Source organism: Pseudomonas sp. NPDC089918 (genome assembly GCF_050280605.1).
In the GTDB taxonomy this organism is placed as follows: domain Bacteria; phylum Pseudomonadota; class Gammaproteobacteria; order Pseudomonadales; family Pseudomonadaceae; genus Aquipseudomonas.
This window is the reverse complement of the sequence record NZ_JBNNVP010000002.1, coordinates 29,282-46,151: the sequence shown is the minus strand read 5'-3', so window position 1 is coordinate 46,151 and position 16,870 is coordinate 29,282. Positions and strand designations below refer to the sequence as shown.

20 protein-coding genes and 1 tRNA gene are annotated in these 16,870 nt (G+C 57.6%); 20 read left to right on the top strand and 1 reads right to left on the bottom strand.

Annotated elements, in window-relative coordinates:
* Positions 1-584 precede the first annotated feature (584 nt).
* Positions 585-1,010: an HIT family protein gene (locus tag ACQKPC_RS01775; protein ID WP_123495507.1), complete on the top strand. Its 426-nt coding sequence runs from the start codon at positions 585-587 to the stop codon at positions 1,008-1,010.
* 3 nt (positions 1,011-1,013) lie between these two features.
* Positions 1,014-1,220 (top strand): SlyX family protein, encoded by a 207-nt coding sequence (locus tag ACQKPC_RS01770; protein WP_427622899.1) that lies wholly within the window; start codon positions 1,014-1,016, stop codon positions 1,218-1,220.
* A gap of 76 nt (positions 1,221-1,296) precedes the next feature.
* Here the strand turns inward: ACQKPC_RS01770 and ACQKPC_RS01765 are convergent, their stop codons facing one another.
* Positions 1,297-1,899: a cold shock domain-containing protein membrane protein gene (locus ACQKPC_RS01765; protein WP_427622898.1), complete on the bottom strand. Its 603-nt coding sequence runs from the start codon at positions 1,897-1,899 to the stop codon at positions 1,297-1,299.
* A gap of 464 nt (positions 1,900-2,363) precedes the next feature.
* Between ACQKPC_RS01765 and ACQKPC_RS01760 the strand changes: the two genes are divergently transcribed.
* The 18 genes from ACQKPC_RS01760 (at position 2,364) to nadA (ending at position 16,813) form a co-directional block, all read left to right on the top strand.
* The gene (locus ACQKPC_RS01760) at positions 2,364-2,702 is read left to right on the top strand and encodes a ribbon-helix-helix domain-containing protein (protein ID WP_427622897.1); all 339 of its coding nucleotides are present in this window, start codon (positions 2,364-2,366) and stop codon (positions 2,700-2,702) included.
* A gap of 136 nt (positions 2,703-2,838) precedes the next feature.
* Entirely contained in the window at positions 2,839-3,060 is a 222-nt protein-coding gene (locus tag ACQKPC_RS01755; RefSeq protein ID WP_010457489.1) for an FmdB family zinc ribbon protein, read from the top strand.
* A gap of 122 nt (positions 3,061-3,182) precedes the next feature.
* Positions 3,183-4,958, top strand: coding sequence for an aspartate--tRNA ligase (aspS, locus tag ACQKPC_RS01750; protein ID WP_008072428.1), 1,776 nt, complete (start codon positions 3,183-3,185; stop codon positions 4,956-4,958).
* Positions 4,959-5,081: 123 nt separating this feature from the next.
* Positions 5,082-5,828 carry a YebC/PmpR family DNA-binding transcriptional regulator gene (locus tag ACQKPC_RS01745; RefSeq protein ID WP_427622896.1) on the top strand — a complete coding sequence of 249 codons (747 nt, stop codon included), beginning with the start codon at positions 5,082-5,084 and terminating at the stop codon, positions 5,826-5,828.
* A gap of 155 nt (positions 5,829-5,983) precedes the next feature.
* On the top strand, positions 5,984-6,508 hold the full coding sequence (gene ruvC, locus ACQKPC_RS01740; protein ID WP_008147379.1) for a crossover junction endodeoxyribonuclease RuvC: 525 nt from the start codon (positions 5,984-5,986) through the stop codon (positions 6,506-6,508).
* A 114-nt stretch (positions 6,509-6,622) separates the two neighbouring features.
* Positions 6,623-7,240, top strand: coding sequence for a Holliday junction branch migration protein RuvA (gene ruvA / locus ACQKPC_RS01735; RefSeq protein WP_059182263.1), 618 nt, complete (start codon positions 6,623-6,625; stop codon positions 7,238-7,240).
* On the top strand, positions 7,241-8,302 hold the full coding sequence (ruvB, locus tag ACQKPC_RS01730; protein ID WP_008006678.1) for a Holliday junction branch migration DNA helicase RuvB: 1,062 nt from the start codon (positions 7,241-7,243) through the stop codon (positions 8,300-8,302).
* Positions 8,303-8,429: 127 nt separating this feature from the next.
* The gene (gene ybgC, locus ACQKPC_RS01725) at positions 8,430-8,897 is read left to right on the top strand and encodes a tol-pal system-associated acyl-CoA thioesterase (protein ID WP_007933231.1); all 468 of its coding nucleotides are present in this window, start codon (positions 8,430-8,432) and stop codon (positions 8,895-8,897) included.
* On the top strand, positions 8,887-9,582 hold the full coding sequence (tolQ, locus tag ACQKPC_RS01720) for a protein TolQ (protein ID WP_007897030.1): 696 nt from the start codon (positions 8,887-8,889) through the stop codon (positions 9,580-9,582). The genes ybgC and tolQ overlap by 11 nt, the downstream gene beginning before the upstream one ends.
* 23 nt (positions 9,583-9,605) lie before the next feature.
* Positions 9,606-10,058 carry a protein TolR gene (gene tolR, locus ACQKPC_RS01715; protein WP_162556275.1) on the top strand — a complete coding sequence of 151 codons (453 nt, stop codon included), beginning with the start codon at positions 9,606-9,608 and terminating at the stop codon, positions 10,056-10,058.
* Positions 10,058-11,137 carry a cell envelope integrity protein TolA gene (gene tolA, locus ACQKPC_RS01710; RefSeq protein ID WP_008072426.1) on the top strand — a complete coding sequence of 360 codons (1,080 nt, stop codon included), beginning with the start codon at positions 10,058-10,060 and terminating at the stop codon, positions 11,135-11,137. The genes tolR and tolA overlap by 1 nt, the downstream gene beginning before the upstream one ends.
* Positions 11,138-11,166: 29 nt before the next feature.
* The gene (tolB, locus tag ACQKPC_RS01705) at positions 11,167-12,435 is read left to right on the top strand and encodes a Tol-Pal system beta propeller repeat protein TolB (protein ID WP_201060569.1); all 1,269 of its coding nucleotides are present in this window, start codon (positions 11,167-11,169) and stop codon (positions 12,433-12,435) included.
* Positions 12,436-12,487: 52 nt separating this feature from the next.
* On the top strand, positions 12,488-12,985 hold the full coding sequence (gene pal, locus ACQKPC_RS01700) for a peptidoglycan-associated lipoprotein Pal (protein WP_003178634.1): 498 nt from the start codon (positions 12,488-12,490) through the stop codon (positions 12,983-12,985).
* 6 nt (positions 12,986-12,991) lie between these two features.
* Positions 12,992-13,843, top strand: coding sequence for a tol-pal system protein YbgF (gene ybgF, locus ACQKPC_RS01695; protein ID WP_192343872.1), 852 nt, complete (start codon positions 12,992-12,994; stop codon positions 13,841-13,843).
* Positions 13,844-14,022: 179 nt separating this feature from the next.
* Positions 14,023-14,670: a 7-carboxy-7-deazaguanine synthase QueE gene (gene queE, locus ACQKPC_RS01690; protein ID WP_008072914.1), complete on the top strand. Its 648-nt coding sequence runs from the start codon at positions 14,023-14,025 to the stop codon at positions 14,668-14,670.
* Position 14,671: 1 nt separating this feature from the next.
* Positions 14,672-15,364 (top strand): 7-cyano-7-deazaguanine synthase QueC, encoded by a 693-nt coding sequence (gene queC / locus ACQKPC_RS01685; protein ID WP_008072915.1) that lies wholly within the window; start codon positions 14,672-14,674, stop codon positions 15,362-15,364.
* Positions 15,365-15,427: 63 nt separating this feature from the next.
* Positions 15,428-15,503, top strand: a tRNA-Lys gene (locus tag ACQKPC_RS01680).
* Between the two features lie 251 nt (positions 15,504-15,754).
* Entirely contained in the window at positions 15,755-16,813 is a 1,059-nt protein-coding gene (nadA, locus tag ACQKPC_RS01675; protein WP_427622895.1) for a quinolinate synthase NadA, read from the top strand.
* The last annotated feature ends 57 nt before the right edge of the window (positions 16,814-16,870 follow it).

Here is a 16,870-nt window from a genome sequence, read left to right as displayed (position 1 = left end):
AAGGCTTCCACTTCCAGCGGAGCGCTTATAGACGATACGGGTGTGAATGCAACAAGCGTGCACAAATCGGAATTCTGTTGCTGTTTTTTTCCAAAGGCCTGCCTGTTGCTGTAAAAACCTCATAAAACCGGGGGGTTCAAGCTTGTTTTGCCTGAGCTTGACGCCATGCTTCGCATCGTGTTTACCACATCGATCCAGTGGGGGCGACAACCAAAAACGTTACCGGTTCACCCCGCCAGTGAGTAGTTAGCGGATGCTGACGCACTGAGCGTAGACGCGTTGTGCGGTTTTGGTGCAAAAAATTTCAATTGTTGTATCGAATTCACACGGTGTCGCTTTGTCGTGGATTCGAACGGCCCGTCGTTTATCGGTCATTTCGGCATTTTTTGTGCGGTGGCTGGTTCTGTCATGGTGCATACCGGATCAAAATGGCTCATGTCGGGGCGCCCGTAGGGTGCAGCAGGTGGCAGTTCGTCGTGAAGCGTGTGGCGTTCGCAGGTATGCTGCCGTCCTGTCGCTTGGTGCGCCGTCTTTCGCAGGGGGGCGCTAAGCTGAAAAAAGATCACCAGAGGGGAGTGCGCGCTGTGTTCGCTTTAGATCCACGACTTCAACAAGACACGTTGCCTATCGGCGATTTCCCGCTCTGTCGGTTGCTGTTGTCCAATGATTCGAACTACCCGTGGTTCATCCTCGTGCCCCGCCGCGAGGATATCAGTGAGATATTTCAATTAGATGTCGCAGATCAACAGCAGCTGTGGCAGGAAACCACCGCACTGGCGGAAATGCTCAAGGACTCGTTCGATGCGGACAAGTTGAACGTCGCGGCCCTGGGTAATGTCGTCAGCCAGTTGCACATGCATGTGATTGTGCGCAAGCGTGAGGACGCCGCCTGGCCAGCTCCGGTCTGGGGCAAGCAGCCGGCCAAACCCTACAGTCCAGAGCAGATCGCGGCGATTCGTGAGCGGCTGCGTCTGGTGTTGACCGATGACTTCACGTTTCTGGAGGGCTGAAACATGAGCCTGGAAGAACGCGTTACCGATCTGGAAAGCCAGTTGGCGTTTCAGGATGACACCATCCAGGCATTGAGTGATGTGCTGGCGGCGCAGCAGCGGATGGTAGAGCGCTTGCAATTGCAAATGGCTGCGTTGCTCAAGCGGCAGGAGGAGATGGCCGGTCAGTTCGAGTCCTTCGAAGAAGAGGCGCCACCGCCGCATTACTGAGCCACATTAGTGAAGAAGAGGCCATAAAAAAACCGCGAACAGCCTGGGCTGTTCGCGGTTTTTTTTAGCCTTGGAATCAGCGACGCGGCAGGGCGGCGATCACATCTTCGGCTTGCAGGCCTTTGTCACGGTTCATGACAGAGAACTCCACGCGCTGGCCTTCGACCAGAACACGGTGGCCTTCACCGCGAATTGCCCGGAAGTGCACGAAAATATCATCGCCGGAATCACGGGAAATAAAGCCGAAGCCTTTGGAGGTGTTGAACCATTTAACGGTGCCAGTATCGCGGTTGCTCATGTCATAGCTTGGCGAGGCGGCGGCCGGTGAAGATTTGTAGAAGCTGACGGCCAGGTGCAAAAAAATGGCGATCAGGGCAACGACCAGACTGAACAGAACGGCAGGTTGACCGGCGATGACAGGCATCGGGGCGAACAATGTCAGTGTTTGCAATACCACAGCCAGAACCAGCAAGGCGCTGACCAGGTTTTGCAGTTGATGACGTGGGCCTTTGTTCCAGTAAGGGATAACAGGTGCAAGGGTGAGGTTGAGCAGGCCGAAAAAGGCCAGGTACAGCGCATCGGGTTGTTGCAGGTAAGGTAGCGCTTCGGATCGCAGGCTAGGGATGAAGGACAGCAGCAAGGCTGCTGCGCCCATTAGCAGGTGGACGATTTTCAACATTTTGATTAACTCACGTTAAGACGGATCACAAGGAAGAGCTGATGGAGCACGGTTCGCTTCGGAACAATAAGAGGCGTTGGACACGTTCCCGCTATCAGCCTATGCGCAGCCCCCGGAAAATAGGCGGTAGCGACACACTGCCTATTTAACAGCAAAGCCCGCAGCTACTCAAATCAGGCAGTCCAGCGGTACTCCCGCTGGCCGCTGTGTGCATGACGCTTGCTGAGTATTATTTGCCTGCTGTGTTTCTCGCGTCTTTTTGCCGTTCCGCTGAAAGACATTGCGTCAGTTTTCGTAGGAAATCGTCCGGCCTAGGACGAGCTCCATGATCTCCCCTCAGTTGTTGGCTTATCCTACGTCGATGGTCATAAAGTCATCTAGATATCCCTGTGCGCCTGCGCTTTTATAAGCAAACGGAATATGACTCTTATAAGCAGCAAGGATGGCAAAGGAGTGTCAACGCTATGGTTTATCAAGACAGGCGAAGCGAGGGGAGGGTCGGTCCACTCAAGGAAGTAAGGATTGATTCATTTGTCAGCGAATTCGATATGGGCCTGGCCCAGCCATTATCCCGGTCAGTGCGCTTGAACGGCTTTGCGACCTGTTTGCGGCTGGAGCAGGTTTATTGGGATATTTTGGGTGATATGGCCAAGGTCAATTGCTGCTCGGTCAGTGCGCTGTTGTCCCACGTGGATCGCGAAGTGCATCTGCGCCACGGCGGGGTGAAGAACTTCACCGGGCTGGTGCGGGTTGTCTGCGTCGTGCACAGCCTGAAGGAAGGAAGTTGCCCCATCATGGCTTGACGATGGCGGTTGATCGGGTCGAGTGTCGGTCTGTGCAGTCTTACGGCTGCACAGGCTGCATTTAATGGATATAATCCCGCCCTTTGCCGCAAAGCCCAGCATGCGCGGTAGCAATCTGATCGCCGAGACAACCCCCATGCCGATGTACGACTATCAATGTGCTTCCTGTGGTCATCAGTTGGAAGCCATTCAAAAGATCAGCGCAGCACCGCTGGTCGACTGCCCTGCCTGCCAGGCGCCAGAGCTTAAAAAGATGCTGTCCATGCCGGGCTTCCGCCTCAGCGGCACCGGCTGGTACGAAACCGACTTCAAGACCGGTTCCAAGAAAAATCTGGCCGGTGGCGACAAAGCTGACTAGGGTCTAGCGCCCGGGCTGAATGACACGCGCGAGTTCTTGCATCATCTGGCACCTGATTCAAGTGCGGGGGTGCGGCAAGACCTCCAACCGAATTTCGAATTACGAGAAGCGAAACCACTACCATGATGCGCAGCCATTATTGCGGCCAACTGAACGAAAGCCTGGAAGGCCAGGAAATTACCCTTTGCGGATGGGTCCATCGTCGTCGTGACCACGGTGGGGTGATTTTCCTCGATATCCGTGATCGTGACGGTCTGGCCCAGGTGGTGTTCGACCCGGACCGCGCTGAATCCTTCGCCGCCGCCGATCGCGTGCGCAGCGAATACGTGGTCAAGATCACCGGCAAGGTGCGCCTGCGTCCGGCCGGTGCCACCAACGCCAACATGGCGTCGGGCATGATCGAAGTGCTGGGCTACGAGCTGGAAGTATTGAACGAAGCGGAAACCCCGCCGTTCCCGCTGAACGAGTTCTCCGACGTCGGCGAAGAAACCCGCCTGCGTTATCGCTTCCTCGACCTGCGTCGCCCGGAAATGCTCGAGAAGCTGCGTCTGCGTTCGCGCATGACCACCAGCATCCGTCGCTTCCTGGACGAGAACGGCTTCCTCGATGTCGAGACGCCGATTCTGACCCGCGCCACGCCAGAAGGCGCTCGCGACTACCTGGTGCCGAGCCGTACTCACGCAGGTAGCTTCTTCGCCTTGCCGCAATCGCCACAGCTGTTCAAGCAGCTGCTGATGGTCGCCGGCTTCGACCGTTACTACCAGATCGCCAAGTGCTTCCGCGACGAAGATCTGCGCGCCGACCGTCAGCCGGAATTCACCCAGATCGACATCGAGACCAGCTTCCTCGATGAAAAAGAGATCATGGGCATCACCGAACAAATGATTCGCAACCTGTTCAAGGAAGTGCTGGACCTGGAGTTCGGCGACTTCCCGCACATGACCTTCGAAGAGGCCATGCGTCGTTACGGTTCCGACAAGCCGGACCTGCGTAACCCGCTGGAACTGGTTGATGTTGCCGATCAACTGAAAGAAGTCGACTTCAAGGTGTTCAGCGGCCCTGCCAACGACCCGAAATGCCGCGTTGCCGCTCTGCGCGTTCCAGGCGCGGCAAGCATGCCGCGCAGCAAGATCGACGACTACACCAAGTTCGTCGGCATCTACGGTGCCAAGGGCCTGGCGTACATCAAGGTCAACGAGCGCGCCAAAGGCGTTGAAGGTCTGCAATCGCCAATCGTCAAGAACATCCCTGAGGCTAACCTGAACGTGATCCTCGATCGCGTCGGTGCAGTTGATGGCGATATCGTGTTCTTCGGCGCTGATAAATCGAAGATCGTCAGCGAAGCCTTGGGCGCGCTGCGGATCAAGGTTGGTCACGATCTGAACCTGCTGACCTGCGAGTGGGCTCCGATGTGGGTTGTCGACTTCCCGATGTTCGAAGAGAACGACGACGGCAGCTTCACCGCGTTGCACCACCCGTTCACCGCGCCGAAGTGCACGCCGCAAGAACTGGAAGCCAACCCGGCAACCGCGCTGTCCCGTGCCTACGACATGGTCCTGAACGGCACCGAACTGGGTGGCGGTTCGATCCGTATCCACCGCAAGGAAATGCAACAGTCGGTGTTCCGTCTGCTGGGTATCAGCGAAGCGGAACAGGAAGAGAAGTTCGGCTTCCTGCTCGACGCCCTGAAATACGGCGCGCCGCCGCACGGTGGCCTGGCCTTCGGTCTGGACCGTCTGGTGATGCTGATGACCGGCGCCCAGTCGATCCGTGAAGTGATCGCCTTCCCGAAAACCCAGAGCGCTGCCTGCGTCATGACTCAGGCACCGGGGCTGGTGGATGCCAAGGCGTTGCGCGAACTGCACATTCGTCTGCGCGAAACGCCTAAAGCTGAGTAAGGTTGACCAGAAGGGCGCATCTTCGGATGCGCCCTTTCTATATAGACAGGTCGAGATTTTTTTTTGCTGGCTGGCGCATCATGGCGTGGCGGGCAATGTTTCAAAGATAATTCGGAGCGAGTTATGGCGGGTCATTCCAAGTGGGCGAACATCAAGCACCGCAAAGAACGTCAGGATGCCAAGAAGGGCAAGATTTTCACCAAGTGGATTCGTGAACTGACGGTTGCTGCTCGCCAGGGCGGCGGTGATCCAGGCTCCAACCCGCGCTTGCGTCTGGCGCTGGATAAAGCGCTGGGTGCGAACATGAGCCGCGACATCATCGACCGCGCAGTGGCCCGCGGCGCTGGCGCCGCCGATACCGATGACATGGTCGAGCTGACCTACGAAGGTTACGGTCCGGGCGGTGTGGCGGTGATGGTCGAATGCATGACCGACAACCGTAACCGTACTGCAGCGGCTGTTCGCCATGCGTTCAGCAAGTGTGGCGGCAACCTCGGCACTGACGGTTCGGTGGCCTACCTGTTCGAGCGCAAGGGGCAGATTTCCTTCGCGCCAGGCGTGGATGAGGATGCGCTGATGGAAGCGGCCATGGAGGCTGACGCCGATGATGTGGTGACCCACGAAGACGGTTCAATCGACGTGTTCACCTCGTTCGCCGGCTTCTATTCCGTGCGCAACGCTTTGGAGGATGCAGGCTTCAAGGGCGATGACGCGGAAATCGTCATGCAGCCGACCACCAGTGCCGAACTGGACCTGGAGGGCGCCGAGAAGGTTCTCAAGCTGATCGATATGCTCGAAGACCTGGATGACGTGCAAAACGTGTATTCCAACGCGGACATTCCAGAGTCGGTGGCCGCACAGCTCGGTTGATGCATTGATAAAGATCGCAGCCTTCCCTTGGCCCCTGTAGGAGCTGGCGAAGCCTGCGATCTTTTGACTGTAAGATCGAAAATCAAAAGATCGCAGCCTTCGGCAGCTCCTACACAGTTATCCTCAAGCCACCGCGATCTCTTTCTGCAGGCGTTATGACTTTAATTCTTGGTATCGACCCCGGTTCGCGTATCACCGGTTATGGCGTGGTACGTGATACCGGGCGTGGCTGTGTGTACGTGGCGTCGGGCTGCATTCGCACGGGCTCCGGCGAGCTGCACGAGCGCCTGCAAATCGTCTATCGGGGCGTACGTGAAGTGATCCAGACCTACGGCCCGGTGACCATGGGCATCGAAAAGGTCTTCATGGCGCGCAATGCCGACTCCGCCCTCAAGCTCGGTCAGGCCCGCGGGGCAGCCATCGTGGCCGGTGCCGAGGAAAGCCTGGAAATCGCCGAATACACCGCGACCCAAGTCAAACAGGCGGTGACTGGCACCGGCGCGGCGAATAAAGAGCAGGTGCAGATGATGGTCATGCACATGCTGAAATTGACCAGCAAGCCGCAAATCGATGCTTCGGATGCCCTGGCCATCGCGATTTGCCACGCTCACACCCGTTCCAGCCTGTTGCCTCATGGTCTGGGCACAGCACGCAGTCGTGGCGGGCGCCTGCGTCTCTGATAGCATCAGCAATCATTTTTATGGAATGAGGGTTTTGCGCCTGTGTTGTCGGCGCAAAACCCTTGTTCTGTCAGTCGCCAGCACTGATCTGGCCAAGGCTCAAGGATCTGAAACGTGATTGGACGCTTGCGCGGCACTTTGGCTGAGAAACAGCCGCCGCACCTGATTCTGGATGTAAACGGTCTGGGGTATGAGCTGGAAGTGCCCATGACAACGCTTTATCGCTTGCCGTCGGTCGGTGAACCACTGACCTTGCACACCCATTTGGTCGTACGCGAAGACGCGCAGTTACTCTATGGCTTCTTTGGCAAGCGCGAGCGAGACTTTTTTCGCGAGCTGATCCGTCTCAATGGTGTGGGGCCGAAACTGGCGCTGGCCTTGATGTCGAGCCTGGAGGTCGACGAGCTGGTTCGTTGCGTGCAGTCCCAGGACACTTCGGCCCTGACCAAGGTGCCTGGCGTTGGCAAGAAGACGGCCGAGCGGTTGTTGGTGGAACTCAAGGATCGCTTCAAGGCGTGGGAAACCGTGCCGGCGATGTTTGCGTTGGTGCCAAACCAGCCGGGTGGGCCAGATGCGCCAGCTCCAGTCGCCACCGCCGAAAATGACGCGGTCAGCGCGCTGATTTCCCTGGGCTACAAGCCGCAGGAAGCCAGCAAGGCAATTTCTGCGATCAAGGAGAAAGGTTTGAGCAGTGAAGACTTGATTCGTCGTGCCCTGAAGGGAATGATCTAAGTGATTGAAGCTGATCGTCTGATCGCTGCCACGGGTGGTCCCCGTGACCGCGAGGAAGTCCAGGACCGGGCGATTCGTCCCGTCAGCCTGGCCGAGTACATTGGCCAGCCAACCGTTCGCGAGCAAATGGAGTTGTTCATCCAGGCCGCGCGTGGGCGCAATGAATCCCTGGACCACACGCTGATTTTCGGCCCGCCGGGGCTGGGTAAAACTACCCTGGCCAACATCATTGCCCAGGAAATGGGCGTGTCGATCAAAAGCACCTCGGGGCCGGTTCTTGAGCGTCCAGGTGATTTGGCAGCGTTGCTGACCAACCTTGAACCCCATGACGTGCTGTTCATCGACGAGATCCATCGGTTGTCGCCGATCGTCGAAGAAGTGCTGTACCCGGCGATGGAAGATTTCCAGCTTGACATCATGATCGGCGAAGGGCCGGCCGCGCGCTCGATCAAACTCGATCTGCCGCCGTTCACCCTGGTCGGCGCAACCACCCGGGCCGGCATGCTGACCAACCCGTTGCGCGACCGTTTCGGGATCGTTCAGCGTCTGGAGTTCTACAACACCGCCGACCTGGCAACGATTGTCAGCCGTTCGGCGAACATTCTCGGTTTGCCGCTGGACCCGGAAGGCGCCTTCGAAATCGCCCGCCGTGCCCGTGGCACGCCGCGGATCGCCAACCGCTTGCTGCGTCGGGTCCGGGATTTCGCCGAGGTCCGCGCTAAGGGTCACATCACCAAGCCGATCGCCGACCTGGCGCTGAACCTGCTGGATGTCGACGAGCGTGGTTTCGACCATCAGGACCGACGCCTGCTGCTGACCATGATCGAGAAGTTCGACGGTGGGCCGGTGGGGGTGGACAGTCTGGCGGCGGCGATCAGCGAAGAACGTCACACCATTGAAGATGTGCTGGAACCGTATTTGATCCAGCAGGGCTATATCATGCGCACTCCGCGGGGGCGGGTGGTCACTCGACATGCGTACCTGCACTTCGGTTTAAACATCCCGTCACGATTAGGCGAGATGCCCGTGGTAGACGAGTTCCTCGATGCCGTGGACGATTAGTAACCTTTGCGCGCTGATTTATTCGGGGTTTGTGTTGTCCCAGGACCGTACTTTCACCAGAAAGCCGCGAATCAATGAAAAACAGTTGCCTGGCCGGATTGGCAACCTGAGGAGTAAGCACTAGAGTATGCGCGCGCAAAACGGGCTTGAGCCGTTCGCACATCGTTGTCGCGTTTATTACGAGGACACCGATGCGGGCGGCATCGTGTATTACGTCAATTACCTCAAGTTTATGGAACGGGCTCGAACCGAGCGGCTCCGGGAGCTGGGCTTTGCCCAGTCGGCGCTGGCAGGGGAGGACCTGTTGTTTGTCGTGCATTCCAGCGAAGCGCGTTACCACGCGCCGGCGCGACTGGACGACGAACTGCTGGTAAGCGCTGAAGTAATTGAATTGAACCGGGTCAGCCTGCGCTTCAAACAGCAGGTCAGGCGGGCTACGGATAATGTGCTGCTCTGCGAAGGGCAGTTTCTGGTGGCCTGTGTGCGCACCAACAGTTTGAAACCCCGGGCCATTCCCGAAGCTCTACGTGCGGCCTTTGCCGACGTGAGCGGCGCGGGTACACACTCAAAGCAGGAGATAAAGCGTGGAAGCTAACGTCGTCGACCATTCCTCCATGTGGAGCCTGGTCAGCAATGCCAGTATCGTGGTGCAACTGGTAATGCTGATCCTGGTAGCCGCATCGGTGACCTCATGGATCATGATCTTTCAGCGCAGCAACTTGCTGCGCGCCGGTCGACGTGCCCTGGAGAGCTTTGAAGAGCGCTTCTGGTCCGGTATCGACCTGTCCAAACTCTACCGTCAGGCCGGCAGCAACCCTGATCCGGATTCGGGCGTCGAGCAAATCTTCCGTGCCGGCTTCAAGGAATTCTCCCGTCTGCGTCAGCAGTCAGGCGTTGACCCGGAAGCGGTCATGGAAGGCGTGGCCCGTGCCATGCGCGTGGCCATCTCCCGCGAGGAAGAAAAACTCGAGCAGAGCCTGCCGTTTCTCGCCACCGTGGGTTCCGTCAGCCCGTACATCGGTCTGTTCGGTACGGTCTGGGGCATCATGAACTCCTTCCGTGGTCTGGCAACTGCCCAGCAAGCGACCCTGGCCACTGTGGCCCCTGGTATTGCCGAAGCACTGATTGCTACCGCGATCGGTCTGTTCGCCGCCATCCCGGCCGTTATAGCGTACAACCGTTTTGCTGCTCGCAGCGAAACCTTGCTGGGCCGTTACTACACCTTCGCCGACGAATTCCAGGCGATCCTGCACCGCAAAGTGCACACCAGCGAAGAATAAGCAGGTAATTTCCAATGGCTTTAATCGCTCGAGCTCGCAAAAAGCGCAAGCCGGTTGCCGAGATGAACGTGGTGCCTTACATCGACGTGATGCTGGTACTGCTGGTCATCTTCATGGTGACCGCGCCGATGCTCAATCAGGGCGTGAAAGTTGATCTGCCCAAGGTTTCCAGCGAAGCCTTGCCGCAGGACAACAACACTCAGGTCCTGACCATTTCGATCAAGTCTGACAAGACCTACTACTGGAACCTTGGCAGCGAAGTCGACACCGAAAAGCAGCAGGACAAGGCCATGACCTTGCCGCAAATGACCGACGCGGTGACCAAGATCATTCGCGCCGGTACTGAAGGCGGCAAGCGTACCCAGGTATTCATTCGCGGCGACAAGACTGTCGATTACGGCTCCGTCATGGGCGCGATGGGCGGGTTGCAGAAAGCCGGGGTCGGTAATGTTGGCTTGATTACCGAGGCACCCTGATGCAGCAAATGCGAGAGCCGTCCGCCTCGGAAAGCTACTTCTGGCCTAGTGTCTGGGCGATTGTCTTGCACGTGCTGGTGTTCGGCATGCTGTTCGTCAGTTTCGCCTTCACACCGGAGCTGCCGCCGGCCAAGCCTATCGTCCAGGCGACCCTGTACCAGTTGAAATCGAAAAGTCGGGCGACCACCCAGACCAATCAGAAGATTGCGGGTGAAGCGCAGAAATCTGCTGCGCGCCAGACCGAAGTCGAACAGATGGAACAGAAAAAGATCGAACAGGAAGCGATCAAGGCCGCGGAACAAAAGAAGGAAGATGCGGCTCAAAAAGCCGAAGAATCCAAGAAGGCCGACGAGACGAAGAAAGCGGAAGAGGCAAAAAAGGCTGATGAAGCCAAGAAAGCCGATGAAGCCAAGAAGACCGCCGAAGCCAAAAAGGCCGAAGAGAAACAATTGGCTGATATAGCCAAGAAGAAATCTGAAGAAGAAGCCAAGAAAGCTGCTGAAGAAGAGGCCAAGAAAGCGGCCGCTGAAGAAGCGAAGAAAAAGATCGTCGAAGACGCGAAGAAGAAAGCCGCCGAAGACGCCAAGAAGAAATCTGAAGCTGAAGAGGCGAAGAAGAAAGTCGCCGAAGACGCGAAGAAGAAAGCTGCTGCCGATGCCGCGAAGAAAAAATCGCAGGAAGCGGCACGTAAATCCGTCGATGAGAAAAAGGCTCAGGCCCTGGCAGATTTGCTTTCCGACACGCCGCAGCGTCAGCAGGCCTTGGCCGATGAGCAGGGTGACGAAGTCGCCGGCAACTTCGATGACCTGATTCGCTCGCGTGCTTCTGAAGGTTGGGCGCAGCCACCGTCGGCCCGCAAGGGCATGAAAGTGATCCTGCAAATCAACATGCTGCCTGACGGAACGATCTCCGGCGTATCGGTTGCCCGTTCCAGTGGTGATGTGCCGTTCGACAGTTCAGCGGTAGCGGCAGTAAAAAATATTGGTCGATTGACCGAAATGCAGGGTCTGAAGCCAGCTGATTTCGCACCCTATCGTTCATTCAAGATGACATTCACACCTGAGGATCTAGCCTTGTGAGAAACCTTCTTCGAGGACTGCTTGTAGTCATGTTCTGCTTTGCAGGACTGGCCACGGCAGATGAAAAAAATATCCTGGTCAGCAGTGGTAGCTCCCAGGCAACTCCAATTGCCGTAGTGCCATTCGGTTTCCAGGGTGGCACCGTGCTGCCGGATGACATGGCCGAAATCATCGGTAACGACCTGCGTAACTCGGGTTACTACGCACCGATTCCAAAGCAGAACATGATCAGCCAGCCAAGCCAGGCCAGCGAAATCATTTTCCGTGACTGGAAGGCTGTTGGCGCCCAGTACATTATGGTTGGCAGTATCGTTCCAGCGGGCGGTCGCCTGCAGGTTCAATACGCTCTGTTCAACGTCGCCACCGAGCAGCAAGTGCTGACCGGCAGCGTGTCGGGCAGCGTCGATCAACTGCGTGACATGGCGCATTACATCTCCGACCAGTCGTTCGAGAAACTCACCGGTATCAAAGGTGCGTTCTCGACTCGTCTGCTGTACGTGACGGCCGAGCGGTTCTCCGAGAAGAACACTCGCTACACGTTGCAACGTTCGGACTATGACGGTGCCCGTGCCGTGACACTGCTGCAATCGCGCGAGCCGATCCTGTCGCCGCGTTTTGCACCGGATGGCAAACGCATTGCTTATGTGTCGTTCGAGCAGAAGCGTCCGCGCATTTTCATGCAGAACATCGACACCGGTCGCCGTGAGCAGATCACCAACTTCGAAGGCCTGAATGGTGCGCCAGCCTGGTCGCCGGATGGTCAGCGTCTGGCATTCGTACTGTCGAAAGACGGTAACCCGGACATCTATGTGATGAACCTGGGTTCGCGTCAGATCAGTCGCGTCACCAACGGTCAGGGCATCAACACCGAGCCGTTCTGGGGTAAAGATGGTTCGACCATCTACTTCACCTCCGACCGTGGCGGCAAGCCACAGATCTACAAAACCAGCGCAAGCGGTGGTGGTGCGGAGCGTGTGACCTTCATCGGTAACTACAACGCCAACCCTAAACTGTCGGCCGATGAAAAGACCCTGGTGATGATCCATCGCCAGGAAGGTTTCACCAATTTCAAGGTGGCGGCCCAGGATTTGCAGCGCGGTAGTGTAAAGATCCTCACTGATAGCACTCTGGACGAGTCGCCTACTGTTGCGCCCAACGGCACCATGGTAATCTACGCCACCCGCCAGCAGGGCCGGGGAGTCTTGATGCTCGTGTCCATTAATGGACGCGTGAGGCTCCCGCTTCCTACCGCACAAGGCGAAGTCAGAGAACCGTCCTGGTCCCCTTACCTGAACTGACGCGGCGCTACACGTTGTACTTAACACACTGGGGTTCATTAGGAGTTTCACGATGGAAATGCTGAAGTTTGGTAAATTTGCTGCGCTGGCTCTGGCCATGGCTGTAGCTGTAGGTTGCTCGTCCAAAGGCGGCGACAACGCCGGTGAAGGCGCTGTTGATCCAAACGCTGGTTACGGCGCTAACACTGGTGCTGTTGACGGCTCCCTGAGCGAAGAAGCTGCTCTGCGCGCAATCACCACCTTCTACTTCGAATACGACAGCTCGGACCTGAAGCCAGAAGCCATGCGCGCTCTGGACGTTCACGCCAAAGACCTGAAAGCAAACGGCGCTCGCGTTGTTCTGGAAGGCAACACCGACGAACGTGGTACTCGTGAGTACAACATGGCACTGGGCGAGCGTCGTGCGAAAGCCGTTCAGCGTTACCTGGTACTGCAAGGTGTTTCCCCAGCTCAGCTGGAACTGGTTTCCTACGGCGAAGAGCGTCCAGTTGCTACCGGCAACGACGAGCAGTCCTGGGCTCAAAACCGTCGCGTCGAACTGCGTAAGTAATTCGTCATGCGAACGTGCCGTCGTGCTGTAACTGTTTTGGCTCTCAGCCTCGCACCGCTTGCGGTGTGGGCTGCGGTTCCTGTGGTCGAGGACAACTCCGGCTATAACAATAGCGGGAGTAGTTATCCGCCTGCGGGTTACGGTACGAACGGCGCCTATGCCGGGGGAGGGGTTTCGGCCCCTGTCTCGGCACAGGGCGAGCTGTTCAACCAACTGCAATCGATGCAGGAGCAGATCTCACGCCAACAGGGTGTGATCGAAGTTCTGCAAAATGATGTAGCGCGCATGAAGCAAGAGAACCTGGAGCGATATCAGGATCTTGATCGGCGCATAGGAACCGGCGTTGCACCAGCCGCGACTCCTGATAATTCTTCCACCGGTGGCAACTTGAATGCCCCCGGTGCAGCAGCCGGCGCAGGTGCGGGAGCGGCAGCCGCTGCCACTTCCACACAAGCGCCTGCCGCGGGTGGCGAACCGGCTGATCCGGCGAAGGAGAAACTGTATTACGATGCAGCCTTCGACCTGATCAAAGCCAAGGATTTCGACAAGGCCAGCCAGGCTTTCGCCGCATTCCTGCGCAAATACCCGAACAGCCAGTACGCGGGCAACGCCCAGTACTGGTTGGGTGAAGTGAACCTGGCCAAAGGCGATCTGCAAGGCGCAGGTCAGGCATTTGCCAAGGTTTCGCAGCTGTACCCCAAGCACCCAAAAGTGCCTGACTCGTTGTACAAGCTCGCTGATGTAGAGCGTCGCCTCGGTCATACCGACCGGGTCAAAGGCATTCTGCAGCAGGTCGTGTCCCAATATCCGGGCACTTCCGCCGCTCAGCTGGCGCAGCGTGACTTGCAGCGCATGTAAGCCTGTAAGCTTGTAGAAATAGTTATGTTTAGAAGAAACCCGCGCCTATCGCGGGTTTTTTCGTTAGAATTCATGCCCTTTTTATGAAACACGCTTTTTGGGATCTGCGCGTTGGCGAGGTTCCTTGAAGTGCCTGACGGAGGCGGACAGCCTGTTTAGCTGTTACGCCCGTGGCGACTATGCAAGACACATTGAGAATCACCGAAGTTTTCTACTCGTTGCAGGGTGAAACGCGGACTGCCGGGCTGCCCACTGTTTTTGTGCGCCTGACCGGTTGCCCATTGCGTTGCCAATACTGCGACAGCGCCTACGCGTTCACTGGCGGCACCATTCGCACGCTCGATGACATCCTCGAGCAAGTGGCCGGTTTTCGCCCGCGTTATGTCTGTGTCACGGGCGGCGAGCCCCTGGCGCAACCGAATGCCATTCCCTTGCTCAAGCAGTTGTGTGACGCCGGCTACGAAGTGTCGCTGGAAACCAGTGGCGCGCTGGATATCTCGGCGGTCGATCCGCGGGTCAGTCGCGTCGTCGACCTGAAAACCCCGGGTTCGAAAGAAGCGCATCGCAACCGCTACGAGAACATTGAGCTGCTCACGCCTAACGATCAGGTAAAGTTTGTCATCTGCTCGCGGGAAGACTACGACTGGGCCGTGTCCAAGCTGATTCAATACGGTCTGGATCAGCGTGCCGGCGAAGTCCTGTTCTCGCCGAGCCACCATGACCTGAACGCGCGTGATCTGGCGGACTGGGTGGTGGCAGACAATCTGCCTGTGCGCCTGCAATTGCAGCTGCATAAATATCTTTGGAATGACGAGCCGGGGCGCTGAAATGACTGAACAACTGAACACTGTCGAAAAACGTGCGGTCATCCTGCTGTCCGGCGGTCTCGACTCCGCGACAGTCGTGGCCATGGCCCGCGCTGAAGGCTACCGCTGCTACACCATGAGCTTCGATTATGGTCAGCGGTCTCACGCAGAATTGCACGCCGCCGCACGTGTCGCCCAAGACTTGGGTGTGGTCGAGCACAAGGTGATTGGCCTGAACCTGAATGGCATCGGCGGCTCGGCGTTGACCGACACTAGTATCGATGTGCCGGAAACACCGGGTGAAGGTATTCCGGTGACTTACGTGCCGGCGCGCAACACCGTGTTTCTGTCGCTGGCGCTGGGCTGGGCCGAAGTGCTGGGCGCGCGTGACATCTTTATCGGCGTTAACGCGGTGGATTACTCCGGTTACCCGGATTGCCGTCCCGAGTTCATCGAAGCCTTCGAGCGCATGGCCAACCTGGCGACCAAGGCTGGGGTAGAAGGGCAGGGCTTCCGTATCCAGGCGCCACTGCAGAACCTGAGCAAGGCGCAGATCGTTCAGGCTGGCGTGAAGCTTGGCGTTGATTACGGGCTGACCGTTTCCTGCTATCAGGCAGACGATAATGGCCGCGCCTGCGGTAAATGCGACAGCTGCCGCCTGCGTGCAGAAGGCTTCGCGGCGGCCGGTGTAACTGACCCAACACCTTATTTTTGATTTATTTCAAATTAGGTGTTGAATAGTCCTTAAAAATCAGTATTATACGCGCCACCACACAGCGGGTCGTTAGCTCAGTTGGTAGAGCAGTTGGCTTTTAACCAATTGGTCGTAGGTTCGAATCCCACACGACCCACCATTTTAAAAAATCTGGAAGGCCCACGTAAGTGAGGATTTCCGGGTTTTTTTTTGCCCGCGATTTGAGGTCGACTCAGTCCGGGTGACGCAGGTCAGAATCATCTTTTGCATCCACGGGATATTCTGTAGCCTTGCGCAGCTTCAACGCTATCCACGCCTGATGAATACTCACTCTCCCGGCGGTACCCTTAAGGGTCCGGAGCCGGGTGTATACTCGACTTTCGCGCGAAAGCGCCTGCAGGTCTTGCGAACATGACGCAGATTTCCGAACGCCTTCTGGTTCAAGCCCACCTCGACGCCAAGCAGCCCAAGCCGCTGACGGCCGAGGAAGAGGCTTATTACCGTACTGCCATCGCTGCCGAGCTCAAGGCTCAGGACGCGGTGCTGGTTGCCCACTTCTATTGCGATCCCGTCATTCAGGCCCTGGCCGAAGAAACCGGTGGTTGCGTCTCCGACTCTCTGGAGATGGCCCGCTTCGGCAATGCCCACCCGGCCAAGACTGTGGTAGTCGCCGGCGTGAAGTTCATGGGCGAAACCGCGAAAATCCTCAACCCTGAAAAACGTGTACTGATGCCGACCCTGGAAGCGACCTGCTCGCTGGACCTGGGTTGCCCGGTGGACGAGTTCTCGGCGTTCTGCGATCAGCATCCGGAACGTACGGTGGTGGTGTATGCCAACACCTCGGCGGCGGTCAAGGCGCGTGCGGACTGGGTGGTGACGTCCAGCTGCGCGCTGGAAATCGTCGAAAGCCTGATGGATAACGGCGAAACCATCATCTGGGCACCAGACAAGCACCTGGGCACTTACATCCAGCGCAAGACCGGTGCCGACATGCTGCTGTGGGACGGTGCCTGCATCGTCCATGAAGAGTTCAAGGCCAAGCAGCTCGAAGACATGAAGGCGTTGTACCCGGATGCGGCCATCCTGGTGCACCCGGAATCGCCTACCGCCGTAATCGAGTTGGCCGACGCGGTGGGTTCCACCAGTCAGCTGATCGCTGCGGCGCAAAGTCTGCCGAACAAGACCCTGATCGTCGCCACCGACCGTGGCATCTTCTACAAGATGCAGCAGCTGTGTCCGGACAAGGTCTTCATCGAAGCGCCAACGGCCGGTAACGGCGCAGCCTGCCGTAGTTGCGCACATTGCCCATGGATGGCGATGAACACGCTTGAGCGCATGCTGAAGAGCTTGAAGGAAGGGACTAACGAGATCTTCGTCGACCCGGCGTTGATTCCGCAGGCGATTCGGCCGCTCAAGCGCATGCTTGATTTCACGCAGGCGGCGCGGATGAAGTTGGCCGGCAACGCCTAATACTTACTGTGGCGAGAGCTGTTGTGGCGAGGGAGCTTGCTCCCGTTCGGTCGCGCA